Genomic DNA, 16,119 nt, shown 5'->3' with positions numbered 1-16,119 from the left:
ATTTGAATATAAATAATAATACTTAGCCGTGCTATATCATCATCGAGCCTGTCCGTCAGTCGATGGTCAGGCTTTTTTTTTGAAAAAAACTAAAACAATCTATATTATGAAAAACGACATTTTAAAAACAGAAGAAGCAATCAGTCTTGTAAAGGAAATTTTTACACAAGAATTATCAAAACAATTAAATCTGACAAAAATATCATCACCTATTGCGGTATTGGACGGCACAGGCATTAATGATGATTTAAACGGTAGCGAAAGAACCGTTAAATTCCCTGTTAAAGCTTTGAAAGAACAAAGTGCTGTAGTTGTAAACTCTTTGGCAAAATGGAAAAGAATACGTCTTAGTGAATTAGAAGTAGAAGAGGGAAAAGGAATATTAACTGATATGCGTGCGCTTCGTCCGGATGAGGATTATAGTCCTATACACTCAATTTATGTAGACCAATGGGATTGGGAAAAAACTATAAGTGCAAAAGACAGATCGTTAAGTGTTTTGAAAAAACACGTAGAACAAATTTACGAGGCTCTTACAACTACCGAAATACAACTTGCTTTAGTAAATCCTCATCTTCAGGCTGTTTTACCCACAAAAATCACTTTCATTCATTCCGAAGAATTATTAGAGAGATATCCTAAACTAAGTGCTAAAGAAAGGGAAACGGAAATCGCAAAAGCCTTTGGTGCAGTTTTTATTATTGGTATTGGAGGTAAACTTAGTGATGGGAAAATTCATGATGGTCGTGCACCGGATTATGACGATTGGAGTTCGGAAAATGAAGATGGTTATTATGGTCTAAATGGCGATATTATAGTTTGGAATCCTGTTTTAAAAACCGCTTTTGAGATTTCGTCTATGGGGATTCGTGTTAATAAAACTACTTTATTGAATCAGTTAGAAGAAAGAGGAGCCTCGGATAGAAAAAACCTGTATTTTCATTCTCTCTTACTAAACGATCAATTACCACAAAGTATTGGTGGCGGTATTGGACAATCGAGAGTTGTAATGTTTATGTTGAAAAAACAACACATTGGTGAGGTACAAGTTAGTCTTTGGCCCGATAGTATTAGAGAAGAATCTTTAAAAGCTAATGTTCACTTATTGTAGGTTCCTTTTGATTTTAGTGGGAGTGCGACATAAAACCGCACTCTCACTAATCAATATTTTAATTTAGTTCTCAAACGAAGAAAAGAAATCCAAATTCTTTTCTTTTATCATTGTTTGATAAGTTAACCATTCGCCTGCAAAAAAAGCATCAATATCACCAACGTATTTATCAATGGCTTCTTGGGCTTTTTTAACAGCTAATTCCTCACGTAAACCCGGAGCATCAATATAAGCCATTAATCCCCAAGATGCCTGACGTAAAATATTTGGTAGAAGTTTCTGATTACGGAAAATGCCTTGTACTTTAGGTTGCTTCAATAAGGCGGCAAAATCGTTTAATTGCTTAGAAATCTTTTTATGTAAATCTTTTATGTCTTTATTTTCATCACCCTCTAAAGGTTTAATAATCGTCGAAAGATTTTTAACAATGGTTTGTGCATCTCTAACTTTATCGGCAGCTTTAGTTGCCTTTTCTACTTCGGTATTAAAAGCTGTTTGCATAGCTGCTCGCGCTTCTAAATTTTTTATTTCATAATCAATCCTATGATCAAATTTTACGTTTACATTTGATGTGCAACTATTAGTATTATACGATAACTTCACTTCATATTCACCAGGCAATACCTTACCACCTCTTGGTTCGTGCAAATTATTCTTAGGCTTAGCTTGCTGAGGAAAACGTACTCCTTTTTTATTGAATCTCCAATAAAAACGGTTAATCCCTTCCTTGGGGCTTTTCCGAATAGTAGTCATCAAATCACCTTTAGCATCAAAAATCTCAATAAGAACGCTGTCTTTAACTCCTTCAACAGGATTAGCGATATAAGAAATCATTGCTCCCTGTTTTTTATTTTCTCCATAAAATAAAGCATCGGCACCAAATCGCATTCCCGGAGGCTGTTTAAATATATTCATTTCTGCATCCGGAATAGGAAAAAGATAAACAGGTTTTTTGAGTAAAGCAAGACCTTCTTTTGCTAATTCTCGTAAAGGTTCAATATTGTCTATAATATAAGCAGCACGTCCAAAAGTTCCAATAATTAAATCGTTTTCGCGTGGATGAATTCTCATATCCATAGTAGAAACAGTTGGATATTTATTGGTGTATTTGCTAAAAGTTTTTCCGGCATCAATACTGATATATAAACCACTTTCTGTTCCTACAAAATATAAATTCTCAGCCTTAGTATCTTGAACAAATGATAAAGCATAACCCTTTACTTTTTCTTTACTAACAATATTTGTCCATTTTTTACCGTAGTCTTTAGTATGAAAAATATAAGGAGCCCAATTATCACGACGATAGTCGTTAATTACAACAAAAGCTTCAGCTTCGTTATAGGTAGAAGGATGTATTTGTGGAATCCAAGATCCTTCGGGAACACCTTTAATATTTTTAATTTTATTTGTCCATGTTTTGCCTCCATCGGTAGTTAATTGTAAATTTCCATCATCGGTACCAACCCAAATAATATCTTTATTTAACGGACTTGGGGCAATGGCAATAATGGTTGTATAATTTTCTGCTCCGGTAGCATCATAAGTTAAACCTCCACTCTCCATGGATTTTTGTTTGGTAGAATCGTTAGTGGTTAAATCGGGTGAAATTATTGTCCAAGTATCGCCTCTATCACTACTTTTATGTAAATATTGACTTCCAAAATAAAGACCATTATTATTAAAAGGATCGGCAGCTATAGCGGCATTCCAGTTAAAACGTAAATCTTCACCATCGGGATGAACGGGTTGAACAAATTTGCTAAACCCTGTTTCTAAATCGTAGCGCATTACGTTTCCTTGCTGACTCATAGTGAAGCCATAACGAGAATTTACTCTGTCGGGAACAACATCAAAACCATCGCCAAAAGATAATTCTTGCCAATATACGTTTTGTATTCCTTGCACATTATACACTTGGCTGGGTCCGCGCCAAGAGCCATTGTCTTGCATACCGCCATATACATTATAAGGAGTTTCCATATCGTAATTGATATGATAAAATTGAGCAAGAGGTAAATTACGTATAAAACGCCAAGTTTTTCCTCTATCGCGCGACATGGTTAATCCGCCATCATTACCATCAATAATAAAGCTTCCGTCTTTTGGATGCATATACCAAGCATGATGATCGGGATGAGCTTTAGCATAAGGCATCATTGTTTTAAAAGTACGGCCGCCATCATCGCTAACATCAACTAAAGAGTGAAGATTATAAATGCGATTTTCATTTTCGGGATCGATATGAATTTCACCATAGTAAAAAGGCCTACCGCCAATATTTTTATCGGCAACCATTTTAAACTTCTGACCACCATCTTCTGATCGGTATAAAGCATTATGTTTTGACTCCACTAAAGCATAAACAACGAGTGGATTATTTGGTGAAATACCTAATCCTATTCTTCCTAATTCACCTTTAGGAATACCGTTTTTTTCCGTTAAAAGTTGAAAGTTTTCTCCGGCATCGTGAGTAACATATAATCCTGAACCGGAACCACCCGATTTAAAAAACCAAGCTTCTCTTTCGAACTGCCACATACTAACAAAAAGCTTATTTGGATTAGAAGGATCCATAATTAATTCTCCAACTCCGGTTCTATCGTTTATGTATAATATTTTTTTCCAATTTTTTCCACCATCGGTAGTTTTAAAAAGACCACGCTCTTCGCTGGGACCCCAAGCAGAACCCTGAACACCGGCATAAACAGTTTTAGAATCTCTTGGATCGATTAGGATACGATAAATATTACGCGAGTTTGGCAAACCCATATGTTTCCAGGTTTTTCCGCCATCCATACTTTTATAGATACCGTTTCCACTACTTTGGCTGTTTCTCGGGTTTCCTTCGCCCGTTCCAACCCAAATAACATCTGTTGCGCTTTGATCGATGGTTAACGCACCTATAGAAGCAAAATCCTGATGATCAAAGATGGGATTCCAACTAACACCACCATTATCAGATTTCCAGACACCACCAGAGGCTGTTCCGATAAAAATAATATCGGGCTTTGAAGTTACTACATCAATAGCCGTAACACGACCGCTCATTCCTGCTGGGCCAATATTACGAGCTTTAATACCATTAATTTGTTCCATTGTAAGACTTTGAGCAAAAGAAATACCCGATAATAAAGTCAATACAAAAAGAAAACTAAAGCGAATTTTTAGAGATAAATTTTTCATTAATTATGTGTTTGGTTACTGTTTTATTTACAAAAGAGAAAGCGTCTTATGATTTTAAAATCAAATTTAGCTCAAATCTTTTCGGTTTTCAAAGATGCAAAAAAGCAAGAACAATACAAAATAGATTACCCATCACCCACCTCTCCACGTCTTTTTTTCCACCTCTTCTATTTTTTATAAGAAATAAAATACCTTTGCGCCATGACTTTTATAGATACGCATAATCATATTTATTTAGCCGAATTTAATCAGGATCGTTCAACCGTAATTGAAGAGGCTATTAGTCTTGGAGTAGAAAAGTTTTTATTGCCAAATATCGACAGCTTCTCTATCGGCTCAATGCTTCAACTTTCAAAAGATTATCCTGATAATTGTTTCCCTATGATGGGATTACACCCCACTTCGGTAAAAGAAAATGTTGAAGAGGAATTAGCTATTGTAGAGAAACTTTTAAATGAAAATACTTTTGTTGCCATAGGCGAAATAGGCATAGATTTATATTGGGATAAGACGTTTTTTTCTGAACAAGAAGAGGCTTTTCGTTTTCAGGTTAAGCTTGCCAAGAAATATAATTTGCCCATTGTTATTCATTCTCGCGATTCCTTCAATGAGCTATTTAATATATTGGATGATATTCACACACCCGAATTAAAAGGAGTTTTTCATTGCTTTACGGGTAGTGAGGAACAAGCACATAAAATTGTAAATGACTATGGTTTTAAGTTAGGAATAGGCGGTGTGTTAACGTTTAAAAATTCGGGTTTATCCGAGCAAATTAAAAATATAGACCTAAAGCATCTCATTTTAGAAACGGATGCTCCTTATTTAGCTCCAACACCTTATCGTGGTAAACGCAATCAACCGGCATATATTCCGCTTATAGCGAAAAAATTAGCCGAAATAAAAGGAATTTCTATTGATAAAGTCGCAGAAATTACAACAGCAAATGCTGAAGAATTATTTAATTTATAGATAAAATATTTGGATATGAAAGCAGCCATATTGGTTATTTATACCGGAGGAACTATTGGGATGTTTAAAGATATAGAAACAGGCTCGTTACGTCCGTTTAATTTTGATGAGCTGTATAATTATATGCCATCATTGGAATTATTTGACTTTAAAATAGATTCTTACTCTTTTGATCCTATTATCGATTCGGCAAATATTAGTCCGGATTATTGGATAAAATTAGTTGAAGTTATTTCGGAGAACTACGAAAAATATGACGGTTTTGTTATTCTTCATGGAACAGACACTATGAGTTATACTGCTTCGGCTTTAAGTTTTATGCTCGACAATTTAAATAAACCCGTAGTTATAACCGGCTCGCAATTACCTTTGGGAATGGTTAGAACTGATGGACGAGATAATTTTATTACCAGTTTGGAAATTGCCGGAGCTAAGTCTGACGATATTCCAATGATTCCCGAAGTATGCATTTACTTTGAGAATCAATTATTTAGAGGAAACCGCACGCATAAGTTTAATGCGGAGAATTTTGACGCTTTTAAATCGGTAAATTATCCGGCATTAGCCGATGTTGGCGTTTATATTAAATATCGGGAACAAAATATTTTAAAACCAAAATTTAAACGATTAAAAATCAATACTAAGCTCGATAATAATATTGTTGTGCTGCGATTATTTCCCGGTATTTGTCCTAAAACAGTTAAAGCAATACTTTCTATCGATGGAATAAAAGGTGTTATTTTGGAGACTTATGGAGCAGGAAATGCACCTACGGAAGAATGGTTTTTAAATGAATTAAGAGCTGCACTTAATGCAGGTATTTTAATTGTAAACGTTTCGCAATGCAGAGGCGGTTCCGTAGAAATGGGAAAATACGAAACCAGTCTCGATTTAGCCGATATGGGCTTAATTAACGGTAAGGACATAACGGTAGAAGCCGCACTAACAAAAATGATGATGATATTAGGTTTAGATATTTCTAAAGAAGAAGCCAAAAAACTAATGGAAAAGAATTTAAAAGGCGAAATGCGTGAAGATTAATTTCGAGATGTTTTAATAAAACGACTCAATGCAAATTACATATCTTTGTGAATGCAGCTGATAAGTTTCGCATTGTAAGGAATTATAAATTAACACTAAAAGTATTAATAAGTCTATGTTATCAATAATAGTTGCAGTAGCCGAGAATAATGCCATAGGAAAAGATAATAAGTTAATTTGGCATCTGTCAGACGATTTAAAAAGATTTAAGGCTTTAACAACATCCCACACCATTATTATGGGTCGTAAAACATTTGAATCTTTACCTAAAGGAGCATTACCCAACAGAACTAATGTTGTATTAACAAAAAATAAAAATTTACGTTTTGAAAATTGCGAAATGATATTTTCTATTGAGGATATTATTGAAAAATACGGAAGCGATTCCGAAGAACATTTTATTATAGGTGGCGGTCAGTTATATAATAGCTTATTGCCTTTTGTTAAGCGAATTTATTTAACACGTGTCCATCATAGCTTTGATGCTAATGTTTATTTTCCTGAGATAAATATGAAAAATTGGGAAATAGAAAGTGAAACGCAGCACAAAGCTTCAGAAAAGAATGAATACGATTTTTCATTCATCAATCTTCTAAGGAAATAAACACAGAATTTTATCCCTATTTTAATTCTAACCGCTATTCGTTATGAAATAAAAAAGACCGTCTTTTCGGACAGCCTTTTGATATCAATTTAAGTATTATGATTTTTGAAATACCCGTTTTATTAAGGAGGGTTTTTCTATGTCTTTATCATCCGAATAATAACCATAGCCATAACCGTAACCATAACCGTAACCATAGCCGTAACCATAGCCATAACCGTAACCATAGCCGTAACCATAGCCATATGCATTTCTTGATAATCGCACATCGTTAATCAGAATATTTACATTTGGTATTTTACGACTTTCAACATCATTAATAATGGAAGCAAATACTTTTTTATGAGTAAAGTTTTGACGTACGATAAACAGATTTACATCAGCATATTTCATCAGAAGAAAAGCATCTGTTACCAAACCAACGGGAGGCGTATCTATAATAATATAATCGTAAATCTCTTTTACTTTGGCAAATAATTCGGTGCTTTTGCTCGAGGCAATAAGTTCGGCGGGATTTGGAGGAACAGGACCACCCATAATAATATCCAGATTATCTATAGAGGAAGGCTGAATAATATCTTCGAGTGAACTTTTATTTATCAGATAAGAAGAAATACCTTCGGTATTTGACAAACCAAAATCTTGATAAATTTTAGGTTTACGTAAATCGAAGCCAAACAGTAAGGTTTTTTTGCCGTACATAGCATAAATACTTGCCAAGTTAATAGAAGTATATGTTTTACCCGCACCTACCATATCAGAAGTAATAAGAATGGTTTGCTGGTCTTTTCCCTTAGCCAAGTATTGCAGATTAGTTCTAATAGAACGGAAAGACTCGGCAATTGAAGATTTTGGCGAAGTAGCCACTACTATCTTAGATTCTTTATTAGAGTGAATAGTATGTCCGATAATAGGTAAATTAGTAACCGATTCAACATCTTTTCTCTCGATAACCTTATCGTTAAGCATATCTTTTCCCATAATATATCCAATAGGAAGTACTGCACCTAATACCAATGCTATTAAGTAGTTTAACGATTTTTTTGGATAAACCGGCGAGCCGGCAGATTCTTTCCTTGCTCGGTCAACAATTTCGTTATCGGGTTGATTTGAAGCTGCTGTAATTTGAGCTTCCGAGCGTTTTTTAATCAGATACTCATACATAGTATTGCTCAGCTTAAAGCTACGTTCCATGTTGAACAGCATACGTTGTGTAAGCGGCAATTTATTTATTTCTCTTGTTATAATTTTAATACGCTCATCAATATCATTTAACGAAATTTTGGATGTTTTAATGATATTATCGATATTTTCCAGCATCGCTCTTTTCTGGTTATTTATTTGTAAATCGAGCTGAATTACAGATGGATTTTTTTCGGTTGTACGATATAATAATGATAGTCGTTCTTCGTAAAGAGCGGACAGGTTACTTACAAATCCTGAAATTACCGGATCGTTAATTCCTAATGCTGTGGGAACAATTATATCGTCGATATTGTTTTGTGCCTGAAGAATATAATCACGCAAATTTTTATAATACTTATCACTTAACAAAAGCTCCGCTTTTTTTTGCGTAAGCTCTTTCATATGTTCAAAAGTTTGTTGCGCCTGATAATCAATATTCATTACTTCGTTTTTGGCACGAAAATCCTGAATTGTTTGCTGTGCAGAGTCTAAGTTTAAACTTAGACTGGTTAATTGGTTATCAATAAATTCGATAGTTTTTAGAGATATCTGATTTTTCTTATCTAAATTATTGGATAAATAAACTTCGGTAAGCGTATTTAAAAAATCAACGGATTTTTCAATATTATTTCCTTTTAGTTTTATTTCGAGTATTGACGATTCTTTATTAATAGGTTCTATTTCAAAGCCTTTATATTTAGAAACCAGACTATTAACACTATTAAATACAAAATACATGTTTTTGTTTATGTCTTTCTCTTCATCAAACTTATCCGTAAGTTCTATACGGAATTTATAATGCTCTGTTTCTATATTTTGTCCGAAAAAATACTCTTCTTTTAATTTAATTTGTTTAAGACCGTCACCTTCAATTTTTTTATCTTCAACATAATCGTAAAGATCAATATTTTCACCTTCGGCACTCATTGTAAAGCTTGTGGCAGAATTAATATTAATATTAAAATTAAGAGTTAACGGTTGGGCATGTTTCTTGTCGTAAACTACTTTAAAAGGAGTATCTTTATAAAGTTCTTTTGAGATAAAATTTTCTTCGCCATAATATGAAATATCAAAAGGAAGTTGTTTTATTGCAATATAAGCTAATCTATAAGACTTTAATTTTCCTATTTCGTTTTCAACATTTTGCATACTATTTCTAAATCCCAGCCCAAGCAGAGCTTGAGGATCTGTACTATTTCTATCTTCAACTAATACCGTTGTTGAAACTTCGTATACGGGTTTGGTATATTTATTAAATAAGAAAGCAATTATTAAAGCAATAAAAATAGTTAATACAAAGAAATACCAATGTCTATAGAGTTTAAAAAATAATGCTTTATAATCTATGGCCTCTTCTTGATAAATATCTTGCGGATTAAAGTTCTCGTTCACGGCTTAAGGGGGATTTATTTTTGTAAAAAAGTGATGATTAAGATAACACTCGAAATAGTTGAAAACAACAATGAGTAAGGGAAAGTTGCAAATCCATATTGCTTACTTGGTAGAGGTTCAATATAAATTACATCATTAGGCTTAAGGTAAAAATAAGGTGATTCCAAAATGTTTTCACTGGTAAGATCAAGAGTAATCATTTCGTGACCGGCATTGGTTGAACGAAGTAATTTTACCGCTTTTTTATTACCGTAATCAGAAATATCACCTGCCAAAGAAATTGCTTCAAAAAGACTTATTTTATCCTGATAGATTTTATATTCACCCGGTTTTTTTACTTCACCTACAAAAGTTATATTAAAGTTTACAAGTTTTACTATTACTGTGGTTTCTTTTAAATAAACATCTACAGCTTTTTGAATTTGTTTTATGGCTTCACTTTGAGTTAAATTAACAAGTTTTATTTTTCCAATTAAAGGAAAATCTATTTCCCCATTAACATCAACAGTATAGCTGTTTAAATAAATACTTGCATCGTTATATGAATTTGTTGTGCGGCTTCCGGAAGTAGAGTTAAACAAATCGCTTGCTTTTTGATCTAAACTTCGGATATTGATGTATATATTATCGCCATAATTAAATCGATAATCTTCAATATCTGCATTGCTGAACTCACTTCTATTAGGTGAGTCTTCCACTGACGGCTGAAGATATTTAATTTCTTTTTGTGAAATACAAGATGAAAAAAACAGACTTAGAACAATTAACAAAGTCGCTGTTTTGAATAAGGAATAAAGTGTATTTATCATTTGTAATTTGTTTTCTACTGCGTTAATTATATTTCTTAAGGAATGTCAGACATTAAAATATTTGTTTTTTTAACTCTAAACCCTATTACTAACTGTTTCAGGGTATTGAATATTAAACATATATATATGACTAATTTAGTATAGGCAAAAGTAAGTTTTTTTCGCTTAAACGCAAATATGATTTATTGTATAAAGATTAATAGGCATGCAGACAAAAAACATTTAAAATGTATTGTTTTTTTTGTAAATTCGAGCTTTAAGCTAAAATCGATATTCTCGAATTAATTTTTTCTCATGGAACGTTTATGTTTATATTGCCAAGAGCCTATCAGTGGTCGTATTGACAAAAAATTTTGCTCAGATCAATGCAGGAACGCCTACAATAACGAAAAAAATGCAACTGCAGAAAATCATGTACGTCGCATTAATGGTATTTTACGTAAAAACAGAAAACTACTAGAAGATACTAGTGGTAAGATTAATAAAAAAGTTATTTCTATCGGTTCTTTAACTAATGCCGGTTTTAACTTCAATTATTACACATCTTCTTATACCACAAAAAAAGGTCATATTTACTATTTTTGTTATGAATATGGTTATCTAAAATTGGGCGAAAATAAAGTTATGATTATTAAACGCGATAATTTTGATAACTGAAATAAAAAGCTCTCATACAGAACAACTTTAAAATAAATCATTTATGCCTTGACACGTGCGTAAAAATACATTACTTTTGCACCCCGTTTTAAAAGGCTAAATTCCTATTTTTAGGTGCGCAAACGGAAACAAAGTGTTTTATTAGAAAGCTTTACATGAAACTATCAAAATTCAAGTTTAATTTACCCGAAGAATTAATTGCTAACTATCCTATAGAAAACCGTGACGAATCTCGTCTAATGGTTTTACATCGTGACACAAAAAAAATAGAACATCGTAACTTTAAAGATATATTGGAATATTTTGGTGACGGTGATGTGTTTATGCTGAATAACACTAAGGTTTTTCCTGCTCGTTTACATGGCGAAAAAGAAAAAACAGGTGCAAAAATAGAGGTGTTTTTATTACGCGAATTAAATCGCGAGTCTAGATTATGGGATGTATTGGTTGATCCTGCCAGAAAAATTCGTATCGGAAATAAACTCTATTTCGGAAACGATGAATTAGTTGCAGAAGTTATAGATAATACTACTTCAAGGGGTAGGACTTTACGTTTTTTGTTTGACGGAACTTACAAAGAATTTAAAAAAACATTAAAACGCTTAGGTGAAACACCATTACCCAAAGTACATATGCGCCCTATTGAGGCTATTGATGATGAGCGATACCAAACAATTTATGCTAAACACGAAGGTGCTGTTGTAGCACCAACTGCCGGTTTACATTTTAGTCGTGAAATTTTAAAACGTTTGGAACTCCAAGGTGTTAATTTTTCCGAACTTACACTTCATGCGGGCTTAGGAAATTTCCGTGCTATCGAAGTAGAAGATCTTACAAAACACAAAATGGATTCCGAGGAATTATTTATAAGTCAGGATGCTGCTGATATTGTTAATAAAGCCATTAATACCAAACGTCGTGTTTGTGCTGTTGGCACAACGGTAATGAAAGGTATGGAATCTTCAACATCTATTTCAAGCCACCTTAAACCGTTTGATGGTTGGACAAATCGTTTTATTTTTCCTAATTACGAGTTTAAAATTGCCAATTCGATGGTTAGTAATTTCCATTTACCTTATTCTTCCATGTTAATGATGGTAACTGCTTTTGGTGGTTATGACTTTATTATGGATGCTTATAAAGTAGCTATAAAAGAAAAATATAATTTCTTTACTTATGGTGATGCTATGCTTATTTTATAATAAACACTATATATAAAATTAAGAGACCGTCTCAAAAGGACGGTCTCTTTTTGTTATTCCCATAAAAAAACCGAGTAAAACCCGGTTTTAAAAAATCAAATCAATCAACTAATCTAAAATTTATGCAATAGCTATAAGCTTTTTAAGCTTTTGCTCTTCTTTCTTTTTAGGTATTTCTAATCGTAGTATACCATCTTTTTGCTCGGCTTTAATAGCTTCGCCATCAACAGTTTTTGGTAAACTAAAAGAACGACTAAAAGACTCTATTGAATATTCTTTTCTCCATTCTAAATCATCATCTTTTGGTTCAACTTCTGCTGAAATGGTTAATACATTATCGTCCAATTCAATGTTGATTTGCTCTTTTGTATATCCGGGAATTAACAAATCTAATTCAAAATACTTGTCTGTTTCTCCAATATTTACTGCAGGCTCATAAGTTGAACGATTAAATTCACCCTCAAAAAAATGATTCAATAAATTTCCAAATGTTGGTTCGTTGTTAAATTTCACTAAACGTAACATGATATTTCCTTTCTTTAATTAATTTTATTATTTAATATTTTTTTACCCTTGTTTCTTTTCCCTTTTTTCAAATTTTATACCAACATATTATTTATGACTATTTGTCAATAATTATAAATATTGTCTGACTATTTGTCATATTATATGTTTTATTTTTTTATTTATGACTAGCGATTCTTTGATTACCTTTGTTGAGATTTATGCAAAAGATTAAAACCGAGAGTGGTAAAAAAATATTAGATTCTCTAAAACCAAGCCGAATTATCCTACCTATTGTCATTGGTTTAGGAGTAGCGGCTTATTTATTATTTAGGAATTTTGATGTCGATCAGTTTTCTTTTTTTCAATGGTCAGCAGGGGCGGCATTATGGATTTTTGTCGCAGTATTAATGATGTTTGTCCGGGATCTTGCTTACATTATCCGTATTAAAATTTTAACAGGTCACAAATTAGGTTGGCGCCAGGCTTTTGAAATAATTATACTTTGGGAATTTAGTTCGGCAATATCTCCTTCTGTTGTTGGGGGAACCGCACCGGCGATTTATTTTCTTTTTAAGGAAAAAATAAGTGCAGGAAAAAGTACAGCTATTATTTTAACGGCTATATTTTTAGATGAAATCTTTTTCATTATTTCCATACCCATTCTTTTACTTGTTTTTGGAAATAATATTTTTCCTCTTCAAGATCATTTTAGTCAGCTTAAATATTATTTTTGGTTAGGTTACGGATTAATATTTATCTATACGGCACTATTAGGATATGCTATTTTTATAAACCCTTATGTTGTTAAAGCAATATTTAGATGGCTTTTCCGCTTTCCTTTAATAAAACGTTGGCAAGATAATGTTTGTTTATTATCCGATCAGTTAATAGAAACTTCTAAATGGTTTAAGACAAAAAGTTTTTCGTTTTGGCTTAAATCTTTTTTTGTTACTGTTGTTGCTTGGACGGGTCGTTACGGAGTAATTAATTTTATGTTTATGGCGTTCTTTATGGGAAGTTTAGGATTATATGAACATTTATTAATATATGCTCGTCAGTTAAGTATGTGGATATTGCTTTTGGTTAGTCCTACACCCGGAGGAAGCGGTTTAGCAGAAATTTTCTTTAGCGATTTTTTAGGTGATTTTATTCCTAATCAAAACTGGGTTGTTCCTATGGCTTTACTTTGGCGTTTAATTACTTATTATCCATACTTATTTATTGGAGCAATTATTTTACCACGTTGGGTAAATAGAGTGTTTCGTAAGAAAAAAAACTAATTTGTCTTATTCTTTTCTATCCACTGATCGTGAAAAGATTTTTCGGCAAAAGGAGGAAATTTTCTGTTGTTTCCCCAAAGTTTTTTTATGAAAAGCGAAATGAAAAAATTCTTTGTTTTAGAACTAAAAAAATCAAACCATTTTCTATTCATTAAAAATTTAGTACTTCCTTTAACCGTTATTCTTTCTATTGTTGTGGTATGTTTCTGAGCAACAGCATCTCGACGATTTAATAATAATAAATCGTGCAAGGGAATATTAACCGGACAAACTTCAGTACAGGCACCACAAAGTGTAGAAGCAAAACTTAAGTGTTTATAATCCTTCATACCCAATAACCAAGGCGAAATAACAGAACCTATGGGTCCGCTATAGGTTGCTTCATAAGTATGTCCTCCAATATTTTTATATACGGGACAAACATTTAAACAAGCTCCACAACGAATACAAGATAATGCTATTCTTTGTTCTTCTTGTGCAAGCAGTTCGCTACGTTTATTATTTAAAATAATCACATAACTCTCTAAGGGTCCGTCTTTTTCATTAGCTTTTTTAGGACCGCTAATAATACTATTGTAAACAGTCATACGCTGACCTGTTCCGTGACTGCTTAATAATGGCCAAAAAATATCTAAATCGTTTATACTTGGTATTATTTTTTCTATTCCCACAATAGCGATATGAACAGGTGGCATAGACATGCTTAAAACACCATTACCTTCATTTTCTGTAAGCGCAATAGATCCCGTATCTGCAATTAAAAAATTAGCTCCTGTAATACCAATATCAGCATTATAAAATTTTTCTCTGAGTTTTAATCTTACTTTGTTTGTAATTTCTTCAGGACTCAAATTTTCATTCCACCCCATTTTTTCATTAAACAAAAGAGCTATATCCTCTTTTGATTTATGCATAGCTGGAGTAACAATATGATAGGGTTTTTCGTTGGCTAACTGAACAATATATTCTCCTAAATCTGTTTCTAATGATTCTATTCCATTTTTTTCAAGAAAGGCATTAAGTTCTATTTCTTCAGTAGTCATCGATTTCATCTTAACTACGTGCTCGGCTTTATGTGTTTTTATAATTTTAAGCACTTCGTTTTTAGCTTCTTCAGCGTCAACTGCCCAAATAACCTTACCACCGTTTCTTGTAAAATTTTGTTCAAATTCTATTAAATATTGATCTAAATCGTTAATTACTTTTATTTTAATATTAGCGGCTCTGTTTTTGGCTAAGTCTAAATTATCATATTGCAACAATCCCTTTTTAAAAGCTTCATTATATCTTCCTATATTAAAATTTATCTTCTTTCTGTGCTCCAGATCAAAGGCTTTTAGTTTTGATTCTTTTAAAAATTTTTCTGCAATTAGCGACATATTTTTCTTTCAATTAAAGAGTTTGTGAAATTTTTTTAACACGTGTATTATGTCTGCCACCTTCAAATTCAGTATTTAAAAATACTTCTATCATTTTCCAGGCAATATCAAAATCTACAAATCTACCCGGAATAGAAATAATATTAGCATCATTATGTAAGCGTATAAGTTTTGCTTGTTCTACCGACCAGCATAATCCGGCTCTAACACCGGCATATTTATTAGCCGTAATTTGAGCACCATTTCCGCTTCCGCACATAATTATTCCAAGAGGGTAAACGCCTGTATCTATAGCTTTAGCAAGTGGATGAATTATATCGGGATAATCTACACTTTCTTCAGAAAAAGTACCAAAATCTTTTACTTTAAAACCAGCTTTTTGAAGTTTATCAATTAAGAATTCTTTCATCGCAAAGCCTCCATGATCAGAAGCAATTGGAAGTGTAATGGTTTTATCTATCATTATATTTTTTTTTGCAAATTTAAAGATATTGCTTAGCTAAGCTTTGTAAATACTTAAAAATAATTTATATGTACTTTATTTTCAATAAAAATACACAATTAATAAAAACACTCTTAACATAATGTTCATTTCCTGTTAATAATTGTTTATAAATTGTCTTTTATTAACAAGCCTCCTACATTATTCTATAAAACATAAAACTTATACTATTTTATTCAGATTTATTACTGACTTATAAACAATTTGAAATACAATTTTTATCTATTACTTTTTAACTTTATTAATATTAACACTATGTTTATAAGGTTTAAAATATTTTAATAATCAACTATAT

Annotated in this window: 13 protein-coding genes; 7 read left to right on the top strand and 6 right to left on the bottom strand. The window is 32.3% G+C overall.

Translation table 11 applies throughout. The features are described 5' to 3' along the window. Positions 1-106 precede the first annotated feature (106 nt). Positions 107-1,111 carry an aspartate--ammonia ligase gene (locus tag J7K39_05190; GenBank protein ID MCD6179279.1) on the top strand — a complete coding sequence of 335 codons (1,005 nt, stop codon included), beginning with the start codon at positions 107-109 and terminating at the stop codon, positions 1,109-1,111. 63 nt (positions 1,112-1,174) lie between these two features. Here the strand turns inward: J7K39_05190 and J7K39_05185 are convergent, their stop codons facing one another. Further along, complete coding sequence (locus J7K39_05185; protein MCD6179278.1) at positions 1,175-4,294, bottom strand: hypothetical protein; 3,120 nt, start codon at positions 4,292-4,294, stop codon at positions 1,175-1,177. A 201-nt stretch (positions 4,295-4,495) separates the two neighbouring features. On the opposite strand from J7K39_05185, the gene J7K39_05180 reads away from it, so the two are divergent. The 3 genes from J7K39_05180 (at position 4,496) to J7K39_05170 (ending at position 6,911) form a co-directional block, all read left to right on the top strand. After that, entirely contained in the window at positions 4,496-5,266 is a 771-nt protein-coding gene (locus J7K39_05180) for a TatD family hydrolase (protein MCD6179277.1), read from the top strand. A 15-nt stretch (positions 5,267-5,281) separates the two neighbouring features. Beyond that, a complete protein-coding gene (locus J7K39_05175; protein ID MCD6179276.1) occupies positions 5,282-6,307 on the top strand; it encodes an asparaginase in 1,026 nt (341 codons plus the stop codon). 115 nt (positions 6,308-6,422) lie between these two features. Beyond that, positions 6,423-6,911: a dihydrofolate reductase gene (locus J7K39_05170; protein ID MCD6179275.1), complete on the top strand. Its 489-nt coding sequence runs from the start codon at positions 6,423-6,425 to the stop codon at positions 6,909-6,911. Positions 6,912-7,007: 96 nt separating this feature from the next. Here J7K39_05170 and J7K39_05165 read toward each other — a convergent pair whose 3' ends face one another. Together J7K39_05165 and J7K39_05160 are read right to left on the bottom strand one after the other, a co-directional pair. Continuing rightward, positions 7,008-9,488: a polysaccharide biosynthesis tyrosine autokinase gene (locus J7K39_05165; protein ID MCD6179274.1), complete on the bottom strand. Its 2,481-nt coding sequence runs from the start codon at positions 9,486-9,488 to the stop codon at positions 7,008-7,010. Positions 9,489-9,502: 14 nt separating this feature from the next. Beyond that, entirely contained in the window at positions 9,503-10,297 is a 795-nt protein-coding gene (locus J7K39_05160) for a polysaccharide biosynthesis/export family protein (protein MCD6179273.1), read from the bottom strand. A gap of 294 nt (positions 10,298-10,591) precedes the next feature. On the opposite strand from J7K39_05160, the gene J7K39_05155 reads away from it, so the two are divergent. Next, complete coding sequence (locus J7K39_05155) at positions 10,592-10,954, top strand: hypothetical protein (protein ID MCD6179272.1); 363 nt, start codon at positions 10,592-10,594, stop codon at positions 10,952-10,954. Between the two features lie 155 nt (positions 10,955-11,109). Beyond that, positions 11,110-12,156, top strand: coding sequence for a tRNA preQ1(34) S-adenosylmethionine ribosyltransferase-isomerase QueA (gene queA, locus J7K39_05150; protein ID MCD6179271.1), 1,047 nt, complete (start codon positions 11,110-11,112; stop codon positions 12,154-12,156). A 120-nt stretch (positions 12,157-12,276) separates the two neighbouring features. Here the strand turns inward: queA and J7K39_05145 are convergent, their stop codons facing one another. Then, complete coding sequence (locus J7K39_05145; GenBank protein MCD6179270.1) at positions 12,277-12,681, bottom strand: Hsp20/alpha crystallin family protein; 405 nt, start codon at positions 12,679-12,681, stop codon at positions 12,277-12,279. Between the two features lie 200 nt (positions 12,682-12,881). Between J7K39_05145 and J7K39_05140 the strand changes: the two genes are divergently transcribed. Further along, positions 12,882-13,943, top strand: a complete 1,062-nt coding sequence (locus J7K39_05140) for a flippase-like domain-containing protein (protein MCD6179269.1) — start codon at positions 12,882-12,884, stop codon at positions 13,941-13,943. Here J7K39_05140 and J7K39_05135 read toward each other — a convergent pair. Together J7K39_05135 and rpiB are read right to left on the bottom strand one after the other, a co-directional pair. Further along, positions 13,940-15,322, bottom strand: coding sequence for an iron-sulfur cluster-binding protein (locus J7K39_05135; GenBank protein MCD6179268.1), 1,383 nt, complete (start codon positions 15,320-15,322; stop codon positions 13,940-13,942). The genes J7K39_05140 and J7K39_05135 overlap by 4 nt on opposite strands. 13 nt (positions 15,323-15,335) lie before the next feature. Next, a complete protein-coding gene (gene rpiB, locus J7K39_05130; protein MCD6179267.1) occupies positions 15,336-15,785 on the bottom strand; it encodes a ribose 5-phosphate isomerase B in 450 nt (149 codons plus the stop codon). Positions 15,786-16,119: the final 334 nt, after the last annotated feature.

Source organism: Bacteroidales bacterium, assembly GCA_021157585.1.
In the GTDB taxonomy this organism is placed as follows: Bacteria; Bacteroidota; Bacteroidia; order Bacteroidales; family UBA12170; genus UBA12170.
The sequence above is the reverse complement of the archived record's forward strand: the minus strand, read 5'-3'. Positions and strand labels throughout refer to the sequence as shown.